This window comes from Novosphingobium sp. KA1, from assembly GCF_017309955.1.
Classification (GTDB): domain Bacteria; phylum Pseudomonadota; class Alphaproteobacteria; order Sphingomonadales; family Sphingomonadaceae; genus Novosphingobium.
The window spans coordinates 869,450-889,840 of record NZ_CP021248.1 but is presented as its reverse complement, the minus strand read 5'-3'; the positions used below and the strand labels follow the sequence as shown (position 1 = coordinate 889,840).

General features: G+C 64.3%; 14 protein-coding genes and 3 pseudogenes. 6 read left to right on the top strand and 11 right to left on the bottom strand.

From position 1 onward, the window contains the following. Window positions 1-310 precede the first annotated feature (310 nt). Window positions 311-3,904, bottom strand: a complete 3,594-nt coding sequence (gene putA / locus CA833_RS21920; protein ID WP_207081199.1) for a trifunctional transcriptional regulator/proline dehydrogenase/L-glutamate gamma-semialdehyde dehydrogenase — start codon at window positions 3,902-3,904, stop codon at window positions 311-313. 98 nt (window positions 3,905-4,002) lie between these two features. On the opposite strand from putA, the gene CA833_RS21915 reads away from it, so the two are divergent. After that, entirely contained in the window at window positions 4,003-4,473 is a 471-nt protein-coding gene (locus CA833_RS21915) for an Lrp/AsnC family transcriptional regulator (protein ID WP_207081198.1), read from the top strand. Window positions 4,474-4,575: 102 nt separating this feature from the next. Further along, window positions 4,576-5,405: pseudogene (locus tag CA833_RS21910) on the top strand (IS3 family transposase); the annotation flags it as partial. Window positions 5,406-5,619: 214 nt separating this feature from the next. On the opposite strand, the pseudogene CA833_RS21905 reads toward CA833_RS21910, so the two are convergent. Continuing rightward, a pseudogene (locus CA833_RS21905) lies at window positions 5,620-6,913 on the bottom strand (IS110 family transposase). Window positions 6,914-7,066: 153 nt separating this feature from the next. On the opposite strand from CA833_RS21905, the pseudogene CA833_RS21900 reads away from it, so the two are divergent. Next, window positions 7,067-7,405: pseudogene (locus CA833_RS21900) on the top strand (integrase core domain-containing protein); the annotation flags it as partial. A gap of 31 nt (window positions 7,406-7,436) precedes the next feature. On the opposite strand, the gene CA833_RS21895 reads toward CA833_RS21900, so the two are convergent. The 5 genes from CA833_RS21895 to CA833_RS21875 form a co-directional block, all read right to left on the bottom strand. Next, window positions 7,437-7,772 (bottom strand): hypothetical protein, encoded by a 336-nt coding sequence (locus tag CA833_RS21895; protein WP_207081197.1) that lies wholly within the window; start codon window positions 7,770-7,772, stop codon window positions 7,437-7,439. Between the two features lie 77 nt (window positions 7,773-7,849). After that, window positions 7,850-8,350: a lytic transglycosylase domain-containing protein gene (locus CA833_RS21890; protein WP_242526602.1), complete on the bottom strand. Its 501-nt coding sequence runs from the start codon at window positions 8,348-8,350 to the stop codon at window positions 7,850-7,852. Then, complete coding sequence (gene mobF / locus CA833_RS21885) at window positions 8,340-11,294, bottom strand: MobF family relaxase (RefSeq protein WP_207081196.1); 2,955 nt, start codon at window positions 11,292-11,294, stop codon at window positions 8,340-8,342. Before mobF ends, CA833_RS21890 begins: the two co-directional genes overlap by 11 nt. Further along, a complete protein-coding gene (locus tag CA833_RS21880; RefSeq protein WP_207081195.1) occupies window positions 11,291-13,324 on the bottom strand; it encodes a type IV secretion system DNA-binding domain-containing protein in 2,034 nt (677 codons plus the stop codon). Before CA833_RS21880 ends, mobF begins: the two co-directional genes overlap by 4 nt. Continuing rightward, the gene (locus CA833_RS21875; RefSeq protein WP_207081194.1) at window positions 13,321-13,623 is read right to left on the bottom strand and encodes a hypothetical protein; all 303 of its coding nucleotides are present in this window, start codon (window positions 13,621-13,623) and stop codon (window positions 13,321-13,323) included. Before CA833_RS21875 ends, CA833_RS21880 begins: the two co-directional genes overlap by 4 nt. 460 nt (window positions 13,624-14,083) lie before the next feature. Between CA833_RS21875 and CA833_RS21870 the strand changes: the two genes are divergently transcribed. Next, complete coding sequence (locus tag CA833_RS21870; RefSeq protein ID WP_207081193.1) at window positions 14,084-14,434, top strand: hypothetical protein; 351 nt, start codon at window positions 14,084-14,086, stop codon at window positions 14,432-14,434. A 92-nt stretch (window positions 14,435-14,526) separates the two neighbouring features. Here CA833_RS21870 and CA833_RS21865 read toward each other — a convergent pair whose 3' ends face one another. From CA833_RS21865 to CA833_RS21850, 4 genes are all read right to left on the bottom strand, one after another. Beyond that, complete coding sequence (locus CA833_RS21865; RefSeq protein ID WP_207081192.1) at window positions 14,527-15,507, bottom strand: DUF2493 domain-containing protein; 981 nt, start codon at window positions 15,505-15,507, stop codon at window positions 14,527-14,529. Between the two features lie 338 nt (window positions 15,508-15,845). Next, a complete protein-coding gene (locus CA833_RS21860) occupies window positions 15,846-16,064 on the bottom strand; it encodes a DUF6117 family protein (protein ID WP_207081191.1) in 219 nt (72 codons plus the stop codon). A 13-nt stretch (window positions 16,065-16,077) separates the two neighbouring features. Next, window positions 16,078-17,088: an SLOG family protein gene (locus tag CA833_RS21855; protein ID WP_207081190.1), complete on the bottom strand. Its 1,011-nt coding sequence runs from the start codon at window positions 17,086-17,088 to the stop codon at window positions 16,078-16,080. Between the two features lie 71 nt (window positions 17,089-17,159). Continuing rightward, window positions 17,160-17,654 (bottom strand): DUF736 domain-containing protein, encoded by a 495-nt coding sequence (locus CA833_RS21850; RefSeq protein WP_207081189.1) that lies wholly within the window; start codon window positions 17,652-17,654, stop codon window positions 17,160-17,162. Window positions 17,655-18,168: 514 nt separating this feature from the next. Between CA833_RS21850 and CA833_RS21845 the strand changes: the two genes are divergently transcribed. Both CA833_RS21845 and CA833_RS21840 read left to right on the top strand, forming a co-directional pair. Beyond that, the gene (locus tag CA833_RS21845) at window positions 18,169-19,374 is read left to right on the top strand and encodes a MucR family transcriptional regulator (RefSeq protein ID WP_207081188.1); all 1,206 of its coding nucleotides are present in this window, start codon (window positions 18,169-18,171) and stop codon (window positions 19,372-19,374) included. A 225-nt stretch (window positions 19,375-19,599) separates the two neighbouring features. Next, complete coding sequence (locus CA833_RS21840; protein ID WP_207081187.1) at window positions 19,600-20,388, top strand: hypothetical protein; 789 nt, start codon at window positions 19,600-19,602, stop codon at window positions 20,386-20,388. The last annotated feature ends 3 nt before the right edge of the window (window positions 20,389-20,391 follow it).

Here is a 20,391-nt window from a genome sequence, read left to right as displayed (position 1 = left end):
TCGGAAAGAACAAGGACGAGTCGGTCGCAGAACGGGGTGCGGCGATTGTTGCGGGGGACTATCGTTTTCCTACCTAGCCATGTTCTGGCAGGCTGCCGCCATGCTCCGAACGACGAATCTTTCATGTTCAGTTTGAACGGCTTGGCCTGTGGATGAGGGACAAGGTGACAGCCCGGACTTTTTTGCCGTGGACCGTGTCAACTGTGTCAACCAGCCCAGCCTGCTGGCCGCGAATGCGCCGTTCAAACGACAGCTGGCCGCCCCCTGCGAAGGGAGCGGCCTGCCCGAATCGCAGCAATGACGCCGCGCCTCAGCCGATCATCATCAGGCTGGCATTGCCGCCCGCCGCCGTGGTGTTGATCGAGGTGGACACCTCCTCCAGCAGCCAGGCGCCATTGGGCCCGGCACTGACATGCACCGGCACGATCGGCCCCGGCAGTTCGGCCACGGCCTCGCAGGCCGCGCGCACGGCCTCGGCATCCCCTTCCACAAGGCAGGCCGCGAAGGCTTCACCCGCGTGGGGGTGGAAGCGCGCCTCGATCCCGGCAGGCAGGCCGCCGGGAACCGCCATGCCCTCGACCGTCGCGGTGTTGCCGGTGGCGAGCACCGCCGCCATCTGCGCGAAGAGGCCCGCGCGGGTCGCCGGGCGCAGCAGCACGCGGCCGCGCGGATGCAGCGCGTAGAGGTTGCGCTCACCCACCGGGCCGGTCAGCTCCGTCTCGGTGCCGAGCGCGGATGCCGCACCGATCTTGCGCGCCTGGGCAGCCGCGCTCGCCTCGCCCACGCTCTCCAGCCATGCGGCGAAGGCTTCCACCAGCGGCGCGCCATGTCCTGCCGGACCAAGCACTTCGGGCGCCTTGGTGACCAGACGGCCAAGATAAAGCGGGCCGCCCGCCTTGGGGCCGGTACCCGAAAGCCCGCGCCCGCCGAAGGGCTGCACGCCGACGACCGCGCCGATAGTGTTGCGGTTGACGTAGAGGTTGCCCGCCTTCACCGCCGAAGTGACGCGCTCGACCGTGGCGTCGAGGCGGGTGTGCAGGCCGAAGGTCAGGCCGTAGCCGGTGCCGTTGATCGCATCGATCAGGCCCGGCAGATCGTCACGGCGGAAGCGGACGACGTGGAGCACGGGGCCAAAGACCTCACGGCCAAGCTGGGCGATGCTGTCGATCTCGACGATGGTGGGCGCGACGAAAGTACCCCGCGCGCAGTCGGCGGGGATCGCCACTTGCTCCACCTTGCAGCCGCGCGCCTTCATCGTCTCGATATGCGCGGCGATATTGGTCTGCGCCTCTGCGGTGATGACCGGACCGATGTCGGTCGCCAGCGTCTGGGTGTTGCCGACCGAGAGTTCGGCCAGCGCGCCCTTCAGCATCTTCAGTGTGCGGTCGGCCACGTCTTCCTGAAGGCACAGCACGCGCAGCGCCGAGCAGCGCTGACCGGCGGAGTCGAAGGCAGAGGCGATGACATCCGCCACCACCTGCTCTGCGAGCGCGGAGGAATCGACGATCATCGCGTTCTGGCCGCCGGTCTCGGCAATCAGCGGAATGGCGCGGCCATCCGCCGACGTGCGACCGGCAAGCTGCTTCTGGATCAGGCGGGCGACTTCGGTCGAGCCCGTGAACATGACGGCGGCCACCTGCGGCGCGGCCACCAGCGCGGCGCCGACCTTGCCGTCGCCCGGAACCAGTTGCAGCGCGTCGGCCGGAACGCCGGCTTCGTGCAGGATGCGCACGGCTTCGGCGGCGATCAGCGGGGTCTCTTCGGCGGGCTTGGCCAGCACGGTGTTGCCGGCGACGAGCGCGGCGGCAACCTGTCCGGCGAAGATCGCCAGCGGGAAGTTCCACGGACTGATGCAGACCACCGGGCCAAGGGCGACTTGCTCGACCCCGAACGTCGCGCGAGCCTGTTGCGCATAATAGCGCAGGAAGTCGATCGCCTCGCGCACTTCGGCAATGGCGTTGGCGGCGGACTTGCCGGCTTCGCGGATGACCAGGCCCATCAGCTCACCGATCCGCGCCTGCATCGCGTCGGCGGCGGCATCGAGCATGGCGGCGCGGTCGGACACCGGCGTACCGCCCCAGCGGCTGATGGCAGCACGCGCGACCATGACGGCGGCGGCTTCGGGCGCCACTTCCATCACCTTGCCCACCACGTCGCGGTGGTCGGCGGGGTTCAGCACGTCGCGCACCTTGCCCTGCGCATTGGCGGGCATGGCGAACCATTCGCGCGTCACCGAGGCCTGAAGCGCAGCGGTCAGCGCGGTGAGCGCCGTCTCGTCGGCCAGATCGATACCGGCCGAGTTGCGGCGGCCGGTGTAGAGACCGGCAGGTGCGGCAATCTCGCTATGGCGCGCGCCGGGGTGCGGCATGGCACGGACCACGTCGACCGGATCGGCAACCATCTCCTCCACCGGCACCGCCGGATCGGCAATGCGATTCACGAACGAGGAGTTCGCGCCATTCTCCAGCAGGCGGCGCACGAGGTAGGCCAGCAAGGTCTCATGCGTGCCGACCGGGGCGTAGATGCGGCAAGGACGGTCCAGCTTGTCCTTGCCGACGACCTGCGAATAGAGCGGCTCGCCCATGCCGTGCAGGCACTGGAACTCGTACTTGCCGATGGCGAAGTCCGGCCCGGCAAGCTGGTAGATGGTCGCCAGCGTCTGCGCGTTGTGGGTGGCGAACTGCGGGAACACCGCATCCGGCGCGGCCAGCAGCTTCTGCGCGCAGGCAACGTAGGACACGTCGGTATGAACCTTGCGGGTGAACACCGGGAAATCGGCAAGGCCATCGACTTGCGCGCGCTTGATCTCGGCATCCCAATAGGCGCCCTTGACCAGACGCACCATCATGCGACGGCCGGCGCGGCGGGCCAGATCGATGATCCAGTCCAGCACATAGGGGCAGCGCTTGCCATAGGCCTGCACCACGAAGCCGAGGCCGTCCCAGCCTGCCAGATCGGGATCGAGCGCCAGACTCTCCAGCAGGTCGAGCGAGAGTTCGAGACGGTCCGCTTCCTCGGCATCGATGTTGAGGCCGATGTCGTAGCCCTTGGCGATCACCGCCAGCGCCTTCACGCGCGGCAGCAGTTCGCCCATCACGCGGCTCGCCTGCGCGCGGACATAGCGCGGGTGGAGGGCGGAAAGCTTGATCGAGATGCCGGGGCCGCCATAGACGCCGCGCCCGGCGCTCGCCTTGCCGATGGCGTGGATCGCGTTGACGTAGTCGGTGTTGTAGCGGTCCGCGTCGGCCGCCGTCGTCGCCGCTTCGCCCAGCATGTCATAGCTGTACTGGAAGCCCTGCGCTTCCAGTTCGCGGGCGCGCTTCACCGCTTCGTCAATGGTTTCGCCGGTGACGAACTGTTCGCCCATCAGGCGCATTGCCATGTCGACGCCGCGGCGGATCACCGGCTCACCGGCACGCGCGACAAGGCGCGTCAGCGCGGCGCCAAGGCCCTTGTCGTCCACCGAACCGACCAGCTTGCCGGTAACGACAAGGCCCCAGGTCGCGGCATTGACGAACAGCGACTTGCCATTGCCAAGGTGTGCGCCCCAGTCGCCGCCGGCAATCTTGTCGCGGATCAGCGCGTCGCGGGTGGCATCGTCGGGAATGCGCAGCAGCGCCTCGGCCAGACACATGAGCGCGACGCCCTCCTCGCTCGACAGCGAGTATTCCTGCACCAGCCCCTCGACACCGGTCCCCTTGTGATTGGCGCGCAGCGTAGTGACGAGGTTGCTGGCGGTCGCACGAACTGCGGCGCGGGTGGCGTCGGGGAGCGTCGCGGCGGCCAGCAGCGGGGCCATGCATTCGGCCTCGTCCCTGCGATAGGCAGCGGTGATGGCACGGCGCAGTTCGGTGGGTTCACGAACGGCAGGAGCGAAAGCGGCAAAAGGCGCGGTCTGGGTCATGTGCGCAGAATATCGCGAGTCCGCTTGGCAATCCGACTTTTCATGAGGTAAAATCAGTCCATATGGACTTATTTTCCGGATCAACGTAGGCAAAATGCATGACAAAAACAGTCAAATCAGTCACCCTGGATGAGCACGATCGCAAGATCATCGCCGCGCTCAGAAACGACGGGCGGATGAGCGTCACCGAACTCGCCCGCGTGGTCGGCCTGTCCAAGACGCCGTGCCAGGTACGTCTGCGCCGACTGGTCGATTCGGGCGTGATCCGCGGATTCCAGGCCGTGGTCGATCCAGCAGCGCTCGGGCTCGATCACGTGGCCTTCACCGAAGTGAAGCTCTCCGACACCCGCGAACAGGCCCTCACGGAATTCAACGCCGCGGTCCAACGCATTCCCGAGGTCGAGGAATGCCACATGCTTGCCAGCCACTTCGACTATCTGCTCAAGGTACGTACCCGCGACATCCGCCGTTATCGCGAGGTTCTGGGCGAAAAGCTGTCCAACCTGCCGCACGTCTCCAGCACTTCCACTTATGTGGCGATGGAAACGGTCAAGGACACCGGTAGCTAGGCGGCGTGGACAAATTCCTCGAGGTCACGATAGCCCCCATGATCTGCCCCCTTCTGAGTGGCCCATCGACTATCGTAGTCTTGACCACGAAGGAGGAATGGAATGGCTCGGAAGCACAAGCCGGAGGAGATCATCGGCAAGCTGCGTGAGGCGGAGATCGTGTTGGCGCAGGGCGGGACGGTGGCCGACGCCTGCCGGCGGATCGGCGTCACCGAACAGAGCTATTACCGCTGGCGCAAGGAGTACGGCGGGCTGAAGATGGATCAGGCACGGCGGATGAAGGATCTCGAGCGAGAGAACGCCTGGCTGCGGCAGGCGGTGTCGGATCTGACGCTCGATAAAATGATTCTGCAGGAGGCGGCGCGGGGAAACTATGGAGCCCCGCCAGACGCCGCCGCTGTGTCGATCACATCCGAGGGATCATGGCTGTCTCCGAGCGGCGGGTGTGCCGTGTGCTCGGGCAGCATCGATCGACGCAGCGCAAGGCGCCACGCGGGGCGGATGACGAAGCCGCACTGACGGAGGACATCATCGCTCTCGCCCGGCAATATGGTCGTTACGGCTATCGCCGGGTGACCGCCCTGCTGCGCGATGCGGGGTGGCATGTGAACCGTAAGCGGGTCGAGCGCATCTGGCGCCGCGAGGGGCTCAAGGTGCCGCAAAAGCAGCCGAAGCGCGGAAGGCTCTGGCTCCATGACGGATCGTGCATCCGGCTGCGGCCCGAATATCCGGGGCACGTGTGGTCCTACGACTTCGTCGAGGGCCGCACGCATGATGGTCGCAAGTTCCGCATCTTGTCGATCATCGACGAGGCCAGTCGGGAGTGCCTGGCCTTGCCGGTCGCGCGACGGCTCAGGAGCGAGGATGTGCTGGCGGCGCTGGCCGATCTGTTCGTCACGCGTGGGCCGCCTGCGCATATACGGTCGGACAACGTCCTGGGTCGCGAAGCAATGGCGCGATTTGGCCAGCAGGTCTCTTCGCGTCGACAACGATCGGCGCGGCCTGCATTCTGAGCCAGATGGCTTCCACCGTCAACGGGATCGCTCCCTGCCATAGCAAACACAGGATCCAGCGGCGCCGAGGCGGCCGTGGTCCTCACCGTCCTTAGAACGAGATACGCACCCAGGTGGAAGGCCCGAACATTATCTACAGGGTCGCTTTCGCGCCCTCATGGCCCTTACAGAGAGGGGTCCTTCCACCTGGCATCCGACCGTTCAATGAACGGCCGGTACTCTGTCCCCGTCTTGACGACCGCGTGAGCCACGCGCGCCATCTTGGCGGTGAGCGCCGTCATCGCCTTGCGGCGGCGATCGGCATCGTCCGCGTGCCCGGCGGTATATCGTCCGAGCTTGTCGCGGAAGCTGTTGTCGCGCTGCCGCGCGGCAATTTGGGCAGCCATCCAGAAGGTCCGGCGCAATCGTGCGTTGCCGTACTTGGATAGCTTGGTGCGGCCGCGGAAAGTGCCTGATTGGCAGGTCGCGAGATCCAGACCACAGAATTTCAGGAATTGGCGGTGATGGCTGAAGCGACGTAGATCGCCTGCCTCTGCCAGGATCGTCAGTGCATTGATCGGACCGATGCCGGGAATTTTGCGCAGCAACTGGTAGTCAACGTGATCGGCGAGCTTGAGATGGGCAAGCCGCTCAATCTCGTCGCGCTGCTGGATGAGACTTCGTCCCTGCGCAATGACCATACGGAACATGGTGATCGCCGCGGAGTCCTCTGGCACCGGCAACGCTGCCGAAGCGCGCGCAGTCTCATAAATATCGTTGATCAGCCTCGCTTTGGAGACCTTGCGCCCGATCAGTGGCCATACCTCGGTAGAGAAGGCTTCACGATCAAGCGAGGTTATAATGGCTGGGGTCGGAAATCGCTCGAGGAGCGCCAAGAACCAATCTGACCTGCTATTGCCCGCAAAGTGGGCGATCTCGGGAAAATAGAGCGGGAGGTAGTGGGTCAATATGCGATGCCAGGTTTGCGTCTTCATCTTGGAGACGACCTCGTGCGTCTTGGATAACTCCTGCAGATCGTTGATTCCGACAGCGAGCGGGTCGACATAGCGCTGGGTGGCGCCGATCTGCAGCATGTGCAGGATGACCTGCGCGTCCTTAGGGTCGTTCTTGTCCCAGCTATTATGCAACGCCTCCCGCGTCCGCGCCAAAGCCACCGACGAGATGAGCCGTAGCTCGAACCCTGCAGTGAGCAGCCGATGCGCAAGGGTCCGATGGTAGTTGCCTGTCGCTTCGAAGCCGACCACGATGGGCCTTCCGATGGCGGCGAGTTGGTCTGCCAGAGCATCATAGTCCGTCTTGGTCGCGAGCACCGTCATGCGCCTGCGTCGTCCGCCCTCGGGGCGCTCGATGAGCACCTCTTGCCGATTCTTGGCCATATCGATTGCTACCAGTACGGCGCCGGCGGGTGTAGAAGAGAGTTTGGTCATGATCGGTCAGCCTCCAAAGTGTCGTCTCGACAACCTCACTTTAGAGCCCTGCTGGGCGTTCATGACCGCCTTGATGAAGCCTGCGGGCGCTACGCGCCCTTGTCATCATCAAGGCAATCCGGCCATTCCAGAGCTTGCTTCCCAATGTGCTATGGCCCCGAATTTATCGCCAATGCCGTGCAAGAATGGCTGGGCAGGATCGGTGTGAAGACGCTCTACATCACCCCCGGCAGCCCGTGGGAAAATGGCTACTGCCAGTCCTTCAACGGCTCGATGCGTGACGAGCTACTCAACGGTGAGATCTTCTACACCCTGGCCGAGGCTAAGATCCTGATCGAGGCTTGGCGGCGGCACTACAACACTGTCAGGCCGCACAGCTCGCTGGGCTACCGGCCGCCGGCCCCGGAAGCAGCGACGCCGCCATGGCCGCCCTCCGGTTCCGCTTCGCTCCACCTGCGGCCGGCCATGGCGCCGGAGGCAATCTTACACTAACAAATAACCCGGACCACTCGGTGGGGGCCGATCACAAGCTAATCGGGACTCTCAGCCGTCCAGTTATGTTATGCTCGCGCATCAACCGATCCTCGGCATTCAATGGAAAATCGGATTTTTGCGCAAGCCGGTCATCGCTAACCACCACAAGGATGGAGTACTTTGGTGTGCGCCCGCCTGGTAGCTCCCGCGGTCCGGTACCGCGGGCATAGGCGCCGAACAGGATGACCTTCAAAATTCGTCCCTGTCGCTTCCATTGCTGCGTTGAGAGTACCACCGAGTTCGCAAATTCCGAAAAGAGAACCTCGAGAACAAGTTTGAGATCCGGTCGAAGATCCTGAGGGAGATGATCGAGATCAGTCAGCATGTTTCACCAATCGCTGTGCGCACCAGCCCTGCCATGAGACCATAACAGTGATCCAAACGAAAGGGAGTTAACACTCGTCAATTCGTACCGAACCGCGCTTTCAGCTTTTTAGAGACCGAGAGCGCATAGTCGCGGCGCCTCCAATCGGTCGGACTGTGATACGCGCCAATTGCCCTCCAATAATCGCGATTTGCGCTGAGCTCAGTCAGAAATATCCAGCGCGCCATTTGAACATTGAAGCAGGCATCGTGGATGAGCCAGATCCTTACGATCTCGGGAGGCTTGCTGATGAGAGCAGAGAGTTTTGAAAGCCACCAGGTATTGATCTGCATCGGGCCAAGATCATGGGTCCCATTAGTGTTCGCAACCTCCGCGCCGATCCACCCTGCTTCTTGATCACGCAGGCCCCAGAGCGTCCGCTCCAACCACGCGCGCCCCGACGCCGCCTCGTGAATGCATCGACCGATCAGGGCTTCCTGCTCCAGGTTCACGACCGCACGCGCCTCGGTGCCACCTGGAAATATGGCCGCGGCAAAAAGCAATGGGGCGAATGCCAATTTGGCAGATTTACCGATCACGGCGCTCTCCGTTCTTGTTGGGGGCGGGTTCGATTGCTTTGTCTGATCGGGCCTGCGTGCCGGCGCCGAAATCTGCCGGGCGCCCCTGGGTGAAGATCGATTGGAGCCAAGCGTCGAGGAAGGCCGCAGCGTATCTGCCGCGCTCGGCGAGGCCCGCAGCAAGGCCGCCACGCGCGCCCTGGCCTGCCGAGCCCCTTTGCGCAGCGAGGCGTAGCGCGCGCTGGCGGCGATCCGCTGCCTGTTCCTGTCTCATGCGCTCCCATCGCTCCGAATGGCGCGGCGCCCTGCCCTTCAGGCTGTCGCGCTCGACGCGGCCCAGCCCCTCCAGGGCGGAGGTCTTTTCACCCGACCTCACGGTCAGCAACTCGGCGAGCTTGTCCCGATCCTGGGTCCAGAGTTTCACGCCGAAGCGCGCCCGGGTAATCGCGGTGTAGTAGTTCTTGCCGTTCACCAGCGGCGAGCCAAGTGGCGCCAACACGTAGACCCTGTCATAGGTCTTCGACTGGGCCGCATAAATGGTCTCCGCGTACCCGTGGTCCCACGTCTTGTGTTGGGCTAGGTCGATCGACTGGCGCCTGCCATCCCGATCCCATCGGATCGTTGCCCGGCTGCCTTCTAGCGTCTCGACCGTTCCCCGCTCGGCATTCTTGATGTCGAGATCGTGGTTCACCAGGCGCCACTGGATACGATCACCGCGCGTTAGCTCCCGGTCCTCCACATTGAACACGTTGACCCGCTGCGGCTTGCCGAGGCGCGGACTCCAGCGAACGATACGGCCATGCTCGTCGGCAAGTTCCAGCACTTGCCGGTCGTAATCATCCATGACCATTCGGACGACGCGGTATTCACCATCGTGGGCAATTCCCAGGCGGGCATCGCCGCGCGAAAATGTCAGAACCTGCCCGCGGCTGTAGAACCGGGCATAGCGCTTCTCCGCATCGGACAGCCCGGCCGGCGTCAGCACCGAAAGACGCGCATCCTCCGCGCCGATCGCTCCCTCGGTCCGAAGCGCCTCGCGCACCTTCGTGTTCACGATTAGCCGCGTAGCGTTATCCAGCACCAGGATGTTGGTAGTGGTTCGGGTTTCGGGTTTGAGCCTCGTCCATTCCCGAACCAGACTTTGCGCGAGTTCCTCGGGTTTCTCCTGCGTGAGGACCTTGTCGAGATTAGCAAGCGACCCGGCGTAGTCGCCGCTACGAGCGAGCGCGACCGCGGCTTTCATCGCCCTGGTTTCCTGGCGGACGGACTGCATGAGATCGACCCGCGACAAGCCCAGCTGCTGCATCAGCCAGAAAGGCTTGCCCTGCTCGATGGCACCCGTCTGACGATTGTCGCCAAGCATGATGAGCCGCGCGCCCGAAAGCCGGCTCAGTTCCAGCAGGCGTATGGCTTGCCGGTTGCCAAGCTGCCCGGCCTCATCGAGGATGAGCACCGAGTTCTCGTCCAGCCCTCGCCCTCCCCGCGCGAGAAGACTGGCGACGGTACGGCTCTCGATCCCGGCCCGCCCACCAAGTTCGGCCGCCGCGGACGAGGTTGGGGCCAGGGCGATCATGGCGAATCGCTCGTCGCTGGCCCGGCGGAGCGCTCCCACGAGTGTCGACTTACCGGCGCCGGCGACGCCATGGACACCGACTAGGCGATCCGGGCTTGTGCCAAGATGGAGCAGGCCTGCCTGCTGCGCCGGGGTGAGGCCGTGTTCTACGCCCGCTTCGACCAGCCGGGCGTCCTGCGCTAGCGGGGAGGCATCGTTCAAGGCCAGAGCCAGGTGATCGGATAGGGCCAGCTCAAGGCGAGCGGTCCTGCGCGTCGTGCGCCCACGGGTCAGCACCAGATCGCCTGTGGGCTGCTGCGCCTTCAGCAGCTTGCGCCGCCCCTCGTGCTCCTCGGCAAGAGGCCGGATATCGGAAAGGCGAACTTCCCCTAGGTGCGAGGCGAGCCCCGCCCGCAAGAGCTGTCCGAGGTTGTTGACCGCTTCCCTGCCTTCGGAATGGCGCAAGCCGAACAACATGGCGCGGGCCGAGACAGCAGGGGATGGCTCCAACGTGCGTGGGCCACGCCCTTCGGCTGTCTCCTTAACCCCCTCGAGCACCTCCCGGTATGTTCCGAGGCGTGCGCTCCATTGGCCTCGAAGATCCTCAAGGGTTGCGCGCGCCTTTGCCCCGCGGGTTTCGTAAAACGATTTGCGCCGTGCAGCCTGGCCTTCGAGCCCATGCTCCTTCGCATGAGCCTCGATCTGCTCGGCGCGCTGCGACATCTCATTCACCAGATCCTTGGGGACTCCGCGGATCTCGAACAGCCCTCGCCTGGGATCGAAATCAACATCATAGCCGAGCTCTCGGATCCGGTGAGCGAGCTCATTACGATAGATCTGCCCGGCAACCATCTGCTCGGCGTACATCGCCCGTGTTTCGAGGCTTACCATCTGCTCCCCTGCCCCCCTGTTCGTAATATTCATGATGACCACATGGGTATGGAGGTGGGGGTCAAGCTCACGAGAGGCATGCTCCGTGAAACGGGCATAGACGAGGCGCCCCGTGCTCTCGTGGACCACCTCCCCGTCGCTGCGGCGGCGTAGGGTTGCGTGCTCCTCGAGGTAACCCAAGGCCTCGGTCACCGCCGCCTCATGAGCGGCAACGATCCTCTCATCCCCCATGACAAGCGCCGTGATCGAAACAGACTTCGGCGCATTGACCGCAAAGTCCCAGCCGGGATGATGCTCGATGGTACCGTCGCGTTTTCGGCGCCCCAGTTGCACATCGCCGATCTTGCCCGCCAGCAGATCACGCATCACAGCAGGATCCACCTTGCCGGAGAGACCAAGCTCATCGGCGATCAGCCCGCCCCACTGCGAATGCTCACCCTCCCCTTTCGTGTAGTAATCCCCGACAGCGTAGTAGCGCGCGAGGTTCTTCGGCGTACCCTTGAGGCGGCGGGGATGGATCATGCCGGCCTCGCAGCATCACGCGTGCCGGTGCGCCGACCGTGCTGATGAAGACGGAAGTCTGCCGGCTTGCCGAGAAGGATGAGGGCCTGTGTAGCGCTCTCCGCCGGAGCGGGCTCCGCTTCCCGGTTGCCACCTTGGGAGGGCTGCTCGGATTGAGGCGCCGCGACCACATCAAGGGGCAACATCGGTGAGGCGGCGGCATCGACAGTCGAACTCTGGCGACGTTTTGCTGAGCCGCGTTTCGGAGGTAACGGCACTTCAGGAGCCACAAGGTCGGGAGCCAAAGGCTCCTCTTGAACCGCCAGCCGCAACGGCGGGTCGAGCTTTTCCTCGAAGGCAAAGGCGACTGACGGAACTTTGTGGAAGCTGTCCTCGAAGCGCACCACCGGAAGATCTCGCCCGAAGCGCAGATACCCCACCAAGTTGGGCAGGTTCGTCACTTCGGTATGCATGACCAATGGCCGGGTGACCTGCATCCGCGACAGGTTCACGCCGTCGCGCATGTCGTTGACGCCGTAGGACATGCCCTCGTTGGCTTCGACCTGCTCTACCTGCCCGAGGTTCTCGCTGACATGCTTGGCGGTCGGCGTGTCGTTCGCCCTCAGCGCGACCCAGGTCGAGCAGTACCCGGTAATCGCAGCTGCGTCCTGAATGCCATAGGTCGCCTCCAGCTGCGGGTAGCTCTGGTACCCCAGCACCCCGCAGCCGCCGTACTTCCGTGCGCGGGCCAGGAAATCCGAGAGCGAGGGTAGCTTGTGCAGCGAGGGAAGCTCGTCGATGACGCAATAGAGCCGGCGATTGCGATCTGGCGCCAAGCTCATGATCGCACTGATAGCGATATCCAGCCACACCGTGATCAGGGGACGCAGCGATGGCAGCTGATCTGCCTTCACGCTGATGAAGAGCCAGCTGTCGTCCTTCTCGTTCGCCACCCAATCGCGGATCGAGAGGCCATCGGCAGTATCGTCGAGGTAGGAGAAGCTGCGCAGCACCGAAGCCAGCTCGGCCTGGATGCCGGCCGAGGTTCGCTCTCCTTCAGTGGAAATGAAGGCGGCGGCGTCGGTACCGGCAGCGAAGGCCGCAAGGTCCTTCAGTTTCGAGCGCAGGAGGGTATCGAGGAGGATCGAGACGAGCGTCCGCTCCTGCCGCGCGAGCTTGCGCATGACCGCAACCAGAGTGCCACGCGCGGCCTTGGCCCAGAACGGATCGCCTGACTTATCGGGGATCGTGGACTCGGCGATCTGGTCGTAGTGGTAATCGCGCGGAACATCGACCCAGGGCGACCATCGGTCCGATCGCACGTCCAGCGGGTTCAGCAGGACGTCGATCCCGGGCCGGTAGAACTTCTCCACGAATGTGCCTGCCGTGTCGTAGACGATCGCCCGGCGACCGGCCGTACGGATCCCCGCCAGCATCTTGACGATGATGTTGGTCTTTCCGGTCCCGGGCGCCCCGCAGATCAGGATGTGCTCCGGCTCGAAGGCATCGGGCACACGCACACCGCCGATTTCGAAGCTGCCCCGCGCCTGCGCCCAGAGCGCCCGGCGCACCTGCCTGATGGTGCCGAACTGTGCCCCTCGCAGGAACTGGTTGGAACCCAGCCCCCTCCCCGTTCGGGTGAAGTAGAACCATGCCCAGAGCAGCATGCCGAGGGCAAAGACGCCGGAGATGGCAGCCCCGTGAAGGAGGTATCCTTCGAAAGCCCGCAACGTGTCCCTGGCAACCTCGGCGTCCATGAGCCGCGCCGGTGTCGTCCAGTAGGGCTCACCGCTTTCGGTGTGGAACAGGATGGGGGTGGCATTACCCGGAACCGTATCTCCCATCACGAGAGCCTGTCCGACCTTGGCAAGGACAAAGCGCTCGTACGCGCTGGAGCGTTCGAGCGCATACCACACGATCCCGCCGATCCAGACGACCAGCCCGGCAAGGCAGGTCTGATAGAAGACCTGTGTGGTCATGCGAACGTTATGGACGGTGGCCTGCCCGCCCCGGGTCCAGGACCCGAGCGTGTCATGCCGAAAGATGCTCACGAACGGTCCTGCTCGGGATCGAGCAGCCCCCTGTCACGCAGGAGACGGCGGGCATCTCCCAGCCCTTCCTCGAGGAGGTTCGGCGCGCGGGCACCGACGGACTTCGCCAGGATCGCCAGCGTCTGGATCGCGGTCGCGTGAAGTTCGTCGAAACGGGCGTGATAGCCGGTGGGATCGTTGCCCTCGAAGCGCTCGAGGACATCGCGAATATAGCCCGATGGAGTGGTGCCAAGAGTGGCTGCCTGATCGAGCAGGCGCTCGAATAGCTCGTCGGAGAGACGGATGGTAATTCTTGCCATGCGCAGGTCCATGCTGCGCCGGCACGTGGTGAAGCCTTACCTTGGTAGCAGAAAACCACGGATTTCTCAAGGTTTTGACGTGTCGGACACGTGCGACGATCGGTGCCAAGCGAGATCAACCACTTGGATTGCCCCGGCAACCCCCGTGTCCGACAGACCGGACATTCTGTGACCTGCCGTCAGACCATATGCGACGGTGCAACCCTCCGGAAACATGAGCGATTCCCGCCGCAGCACCCGTGCGTACGGTGCATTACAAACGCCCCTGCGGCGTGCGTCGCTTCTACGCAGCGGCCTGCCCGCTGCGCTGCCTCGTGCCGGAAGGCGCGGGGCTCCCCGGGAGGGGATCTCTTGTTCTTCGCGGGCCACAGGCCCGCAACAAATCCCTCTTGCACGGCGCACTCCGACGCGAGATGCTCACAGCGGCGGGCAGGCCTCCTCTTTTTCGAGGAGATTACCAATGCCCAAAATGTCGACACGCGAACGTCTCAGCAAGATCGAGAGCGACCAGAAGAAGCTCGCCGAAGAAGCCGAGAGTGTGCGCCGCACCCTCCGGCAAAGCTACGGTCTGATCTGCGCTGACCTTCCCGTCGAGCACTTGTCGGAGCGTGAGTTCAGGGATGTGGTGACGCATGCCATCAAGCTGGGCGGTCCGTTTGCAGTTTCCGCGCTCAAGTCACAGATCTCTGTCACCACCAAACTTCAAACTGCGCCGGAACGGCGTCCCGGCGACGAGCACGGCGGAGCCGCGCGCAGGAGGCCGGCGCCTGGCCAAGGCGCCGCATCGCCGGGCGACGGGCCCGTCCTCTGACGGGTCCCTGAGCCCGGCGATCTTCCAGCCTCTCGCAAAAAAAAGAAGCCGGCGAAGGCCCCTCGCCCTCGCCGGCTTCCTGCATCGGCCTGTCACACGCGGTGGCGCGTCCTGCTCGCATCCTGCGCGATGAAGTGCGCGGGCACGCCGCCGTCCCGCACCAGCCGCGCAAGGTGCGACTGCAGCCCCGAGCCTTCGCAGACCACCGCTTCCACGGGCCTGAGCCGCATCATCGCCTCGTTGCGCGCAAAGCCCGCGCGCTTGCCCAACCTGCGGTCGAGCGTGAACGTCACGAGCTTGATCCCCGAGCGCGCCGCCCATGCCGCCGCTATCGCATCGCAGCCCTTGTCCTGCGCGGTGGTGGCCAGAACCATCGCGGGAATGCGGGCGCGGATCGCGTCGAGTTCCCCCCAGATCCGGGCGTGGTCTTCCCAGATCTGACCTCCCGAGAAGAGCACGATCGGTCCGCTCGGTGCCTGTGCCTCGATCCGCTTCGCGCGCCGGGCGGCAAGGAAGTCGGCGGCGGCAATAACAGACGCCGTGCGCTTACCCGACGTCAGCGTGGCGCGTGGGGAAGACCACGGATGACCGGTCTCGGCGTGAAACATCTGCGCTGCGTGATCGCGCATGCAGGCCATCGCTTCCACCGCCTCGTCGAGACCGTGGCAGAGCGTCTGCGCCTCCTCGATCCCGGCATTCGCGACCTCGCTGCCGTCGTTTTCGCGCACGAGATCGCCGAGCTTCCTTGCCGCGTGATCCGCCTCTCCCTCGAGCCCGCCCGCGACCTTGTGGAAGCTCTGCACGACGCCCCATGCAATGCGCTCGCCAAGCGGCTCGAGGCGGGTATCGCGCAGCACGTCGAAAAGCGTCGTCACCATCATCTCGATCGCCAGTTGCACCTCGCGCGGATCGGGCATTTCGGCGCTCACGCATTCGTCGCTTGCGGCAAGCCGAACTTCGCATCCCCCATCTGCAAAGGCGGCGGCGAAGCTGTCAGCGATCTGTCCCTCGTTCTCGGCAATCAGATCGGCAATCTCGGTGAAGCTGCGGGAAATCCTTAAAGCCTTGGTCATCGTAACCTCCTTTTCTTGAAGAGGTCCGTTCACCGGCACGGGCTTCGAGCTGCGGGGTCAAGGATCGCGGGGCTTTAGCCCCGTGACCGCGTCAGCGGCGATGGGGGCAACGATTTTGCGAAGCAAAATGGTGGGGCCCCGTCGTCCTTGAGGCCGCAGCGGCCCCGTGCCAGACTTGGAGGACCTGAGAGAGATGGGAGAGCTGGCCCGAAGGGGGCTCGATGCCCCCAAAGGGCCATTTCGGCAGGGCAGAAGTCATCGTCCGAGCACAACAGGGAACAGCGCATCCGCTTCCCTTTGGAAGCGGATGCACCAGGTCTCGCAATTGCTCCGAGGGCTCAGGACGCAGGCGGGATATAGGCCTCGAAGGGATTGCCGTCGTGGAGATGTCCGAAGGGCGTGAAGACGAAGCCCTTCTCGTCATGTCCCACGGCGCAGATGACGTAGCGCCGATCTCCGGTGTGGGCGCAGGTGCATTCGAGGAGCGCGAGATTGCCCTCGCGCGCCGCACGGCGCAGGGTTTCGAAATTGCGGCGGAAGGCGCGTGGAATGGCCATGGCTCGTCTCCCTTCAGGCAGCGACGTGAAGTCTGGGACGTTGAATGCGCGGCGCCCCGAGGGCGCCGGCCTGCTCCGTCTTGCGGAAAGCATGGATCGGTACCCCGGCCTTGCGCAGAAGCTGGTAGAGGTTGGCCTGCAGCCCCGACCCTTCGCAAAGGACCGCCTCGACCGGCCTCAACTCCACCAGCTTGCGGTTACGTGTGAAGGCAACCTTGCGCCCTGTGCCATAGAGCCCATAGGCAACCACTGGCACCGCGATCTCGGGCCGCGCCGCCCATGCCGCAGCGATCGCATCAGCGCCCTTGCGCTGCCCGGTAGTCACCAGCGTCATGGTCGGAACGCGGGTTCGGATCTGGTCGAGCCGTTCCCAGATCGGCGTCCAGTCATCCCACTGCGCAGGGCCCGAGAAGACCACGATCGGTCCCTGCGGCAAGTGACGTTCCCGCGCCGCCAATGCCCGCTGGCGCAGGAAGTCCTGCGCGGTGATCTGACTTGCCGAGGAGGCCGGCGAGACCCTGCTGCCGCGCGCTGGCGACCACGGCCAGCCCGACAGTGCCCGGTACATCTCGGCGGCATAGTCGCGCATGCATTCGACCGCCTCGCGCTGCTCGGCGGTCGAGCGGCAAAGCAGCTGCTTCTCCTCGAGCTGGCCGGTGAAGACCTCGCTCATGTCGGGGGAGCGGGCCATCTCGCCGATCTCGTCGGCGAGGGCATCCTCGCGCCGCTCGAGCTTTCCGGCAACGAAGTGGAACGAGTTGACGAAGCCCCATGCGATCTCGGGAGCAAGCGGTTCGAGACGGGTGCCGGTGAAGAGATCGAAGATCGCTGCGATGACCCCGCCGCAGTCCGCTTGCGCGGCCAGCGGCTCGGGCATTTCGTGCTCGGCCGCAGCTGCTCCCGGTTCGCAGATGGTGAGCGGCATCGGATCGCCGAAGGCCGCACGGAACTCCGGTGTCGCGGTCATTTCGGCATAGAGGGTTTTGAGGTCAGCAAAGCGATCGATAGAAGAAGGACGGGACATGATGCGTCTCCCGCATTGAATAGGGTAAAACCGGGGGACGCATTTACGCCCCCCGGCAGTTCGGAAGGACTTCAGAAGGCGATCTCGTCGTCGAGCTCGCCTGCCAGTCCGCCCGAGAGCGACCCCGCTTCATCGGCGGTGCTATCGCCGAAGCCGCCTCCGGGACCGGCTCCCATCGGACCCTCGTCGTTCCCACCTTCATATTCGCGCCGACCGGAGCGGATCGCGGGACCGAAGTCGTCGCGCCGCTGGGGCCGGCGCCATGCGACGCGAAGCCCTTCCTGCTCGCTGCCGAACAGTGCGATCGGCAGGGGTTCGGGAAGGCTGGGATCATCGATCGAGCCCTGGAGGAAGGCTTCGCCGGTGCTATTGCGCGCGACGGCTTCCCACAGCGCCCCGATCTGGACCCAGCGATTGCCGACATTGAGCGCGACGATCTCGAAGACCGGCGCACGATCGTTCTGGCTTTCGACGGGACGCAGGCCCAGGTGGGGCAGATCGATGGTCCGGGTCGCAATCGAACCCATGAGACGACCATTGCGCAGTTGGAATTCACCAATATTCATCTCAATTCTCCTTTGACGTGTCGCCGCTTTCGAAACACTCGAAACGACACCTTCAAAGGTCCCCCTCTTCTCCCAGGCCCACCCTCGCCGCGCCCGCTGTGCCCCGCGTGCAGCGCGCCCGGCACCGCGCTTTGCTGCTCCTCCGCGCACTCCAAAACGAGCGCGCGTGACAGCGAGACCTGTCCCCACGCATGCGGAAGCGATCGTGACCCGGAGGGACAAGATTTGGCGCAGCCAAAGCTTGGTCGAAGCGATGCGAAAGCATCGCGCCGATAGAGCGCGGTGCCCGCACTGCGGGCATCCGCCCTGTCGCCTCCCCACTACTCTGTCGTTACCGCAACGAAACAACAGAGGAAGGTGTCGAACGCCCAGTCGAAGCAGTGTTTCCCCGCAACGACCGCGCCGGCGTGATAATGGCAACCAATCGGGAACTGTAGACTATATGACGCTTTACATGGCGGTCCATTGAGCCGACAAGCGCACCACTATCCTGCCCAGAAAAGGGAAATTCCCCATGTCCGAGACCGAGCAGCCAGAACTGGCACGCCTTACCGTAGAATTGCTGAGCGCCTATGTTGCCAACAATTCTGTTCCCAGCGATGCGCTCCCAGCTCTTATCGAGTCCACCCGCGCGGCGCTTGCCGGCGAAGCGGCAGCAAAGGCAGAAGCCGAAGCAAAGGCCCTCGAGCACAAGCCGGCCGTATCGATCGAGGACAGTCTTGCCTCGCCCGATCACATCCTGAGCATGATCGACGGCAAGCCCTACAAGGCGCTGAAGCGTCATCTCTCCAACAAGGGCCTCACGCCCGAAGAGTACCGCGCCCGCTACAAGTTGCCGGCAGATTACCCGCTGGTGTCGCAGAGCTACTCCGAGCAGCGCCGCAAGTTTGCCAAGGAAAACGGTCTGGGCGGACGCAAGAGCGCAGCACCTGCCGCCGCCGCACCAACCAAGGTAGCAACACCCAAGGCAGGGTCCAAGGCAGCCGCCGCGAAGCCTGCCGCTGCGCCGAAGGCGGCAGCGGCCGCGCCGGCAGCAGAAGCCGGCACAGCCAAACCGGTGACCGCGAAGGCACAGGGCAAGGCTCCCGCCAAGAGCGCCAAGCCCGCACCGGCTAAATCGGCACCGACAAAGCCCGCAGCAGCAAAGTCGGCAGCGTCCAAGCCGGCCGCAAAGCCTGTCGCAGCCCCGGTTGCCAATGCGGCGCCCGTCACTGAGACTGCCACGGTCGATGCGGCTGCCGGCAAGGCCCCGGTAAGGCCCAAGGCAGCGACCCAGTCCGGGGCCAAGTCTGGGGCCAAGTCTGGGGCCAAGTCTGGGGCCAAGTCTGGCGGCAAGCCTTCGACCAAGTCCCCGAGCAAGTCTTCCGACAAGTCCAGCGGACGGCGCATGGCGCGCCCGGCGAGCAGCGGGGCACCGGCGGTGCAGTCGAGCCCGGCGGTGCCCGCCCCGGCCGCCGCGAAGGACCGCAAGAAGCTGGGCATCAAGGTACCTTCGGCAGACGGCGAAGCCTCGTCCTCGCCGCAGCCCAAGGCGCAAGCCGCAAAGGCTCCCGCCGCCAAGGCGGCAAAGCCTGCTACGGCCAAGGCGCGCCCGGCCAGGAGCGGCGCCGCCAAGCCGGCCAAGCCCGCAGCAAAGGCTGAGCCGGAAGCCAAGACGCCGGTAGAAGGTGCTCCTGCCGTGGTGCCGGCCGAAGTGGAAAAGGCATCCACGGCCGGCTGACGCCAGCCAGACCATTGAGCGAACCCGCGCAGGCCGCCTCCAGCGGTTTGCGCGGGTTCACCCAAACGATGCACTTCATGGTCCCGGGACGGTGGGAATGCAGACTCCACACCAATAGTCCGATGCGATGGGTAACCACAGGGGGCTCGCGGTTGCACCATGGAAACGCGTCCACGAGGATCGATTTGGCTGGCTGGAGCTGCCCAATTGTGCCAGTCGACCTGAATGAACAAAGATCAGTCGATCGCTATTCTACGGCGACAAAAAATCGCGACAGAAGCGCTTGGTCGGGTCGATGACACCAGTCCGGAGTTCACCAAGTGGCGCCGTGACACAGAAGTTTCCATCGAGCGGATATTTGGAAACGAAGATCGGCACCTCCGCGACTTCAGGCGCATTCAATATTTTCCGGAATCCTATCGAGACGACTCTCCGAATTCCGTTTTCAAGAAAGCCTACCGCCTAGGCCTAACGAACGCGGCTGCTGTACTCGAATCCATGGTTCTGGAGATTGAAGAGTTCGGGCTGCCAGCCAAAGCAGCAGAGAACAAACCCGATCACCTCGATCTCATCGAGAAGCTGTGCCTGCGCTTTCACCGTGCGGCACGCCAGTTGCAGCAGCGTCACAGCGATCGAGACAGCCTCGAAATCAACGACGAATACGATGTGCAGGATCTCTTGCACGCGTTTCTGCGCCTGCATTTCGACGATATCCGGGCAGAAGAATGGACGCCGAGCTACGCCGGAGGATGCTCGCGCGTCGATTTTCTGCTAAAGGCCGAGCAGATCGTTATCGAGGTCAAGAAGACCCGCCCGTCGATGAAGACAAAGGAGCTGGGAGCTCAGCTGATCATCGACCGGGCGCGCTACGACTTGCATCCGGATTGCAAGACGCTGGTCTGCTTTGTCTACGATCCCGAAGGGCGCATTGGAAATCCCGCCGGGATCGAGCGCGACCTCGAGACGCATGGCGGCAATCTCAAGGTCCGGGTCATCATCGCGCCAAAGGGCTGATAC

Excerpts from the sequence above, each read along its gene's own strand:
- CA833_RS21845 (WP_207081188.1), top strand. The coding sequence starts at position 18,169 with ATGTCCGAGACCGAGCAGCCAGAACTGGCACGCCTTACCGTAGAATTG.
- CA833_RS21860 (WP_207081191.1), bottom strand. The coding sequence starts at position 16,064 with ATGGCCATTCCACGCGCCTTCCGCCGCAATTTCGAAACCCTGCGCCGT.
- CA833_RS21915 (WP_207081198.1), top strand. The coding sequence starts at position 4,003 with ATGACAAAAACAGTCAAATCAGTCACCCTGGATGAGCACGATCGCAAG.
- CA833_RS21875 (WP_207081194.1), bottom strand. The coding sequence starts at position 13,623 with ATGGCAAGAATTACCATCCGTCTCTCCGACGAGCTATTCGAGCGCCTG.
- CA833_RS21840 (WP_207081187.1), top strand. The coding sequence starts at position 19,600 with ATGAACAAAGATCAGTCGATCGCTATTCTACGGCGACAAAAAATCGCG.
- mobF (WP_207081196.1), bottom strand. The coding sequence starts at position 11,294 with ATGATCCATCCCCGCCGCCTCAAGGGTACGCCGAAGAACCTCGCGCGC.
- CA833_RS21855 (WP_207081190.1), bottom strand. The coding sequence starts at position 17,088 with ATGTCCCGTCCTTCTTCTATCGATCGCTTTGCTGACCTCAAAACCCTC.
- putA (WP_207081199.1), bottom strand. The coding sequence starts at position 3,904 with ATGACCCAGACCGCGCCTTTTGCCGCTTTCGCTCCTGCCGTTCGTGAA.
- CA833_RS21850 (WP_207081189.1), bottom strand. The coding sequence starts at position 17,654 with ATGAATATTGGTGAATTCCAACTGCGCAATGGTCGTCTCATGGGTTCG.
- CA833_RS21865 (WP_207081192.1), bottom strand. The coding sequence starts at position 15,507 with ATGACCAAGGCTTTAAGGATTTCCCGCAGCTTCACCGAGATTGCCGAT.
- CA833_RS21895 (WP_207081197.1), bottom strand. The coding sequence starts at position 7,772 with ATGCTGACTGATCTCGATCATCTCCCTCAGGATCTTCGACCGGATCTC.
- CA833_RS21870 (WP_207081193.1), top strand. The coding sequence starts at position 14,084 with ATGCCCAAAATGTCGACACGCGAACGTCTCAGCAAGATCGAGAGCGAC.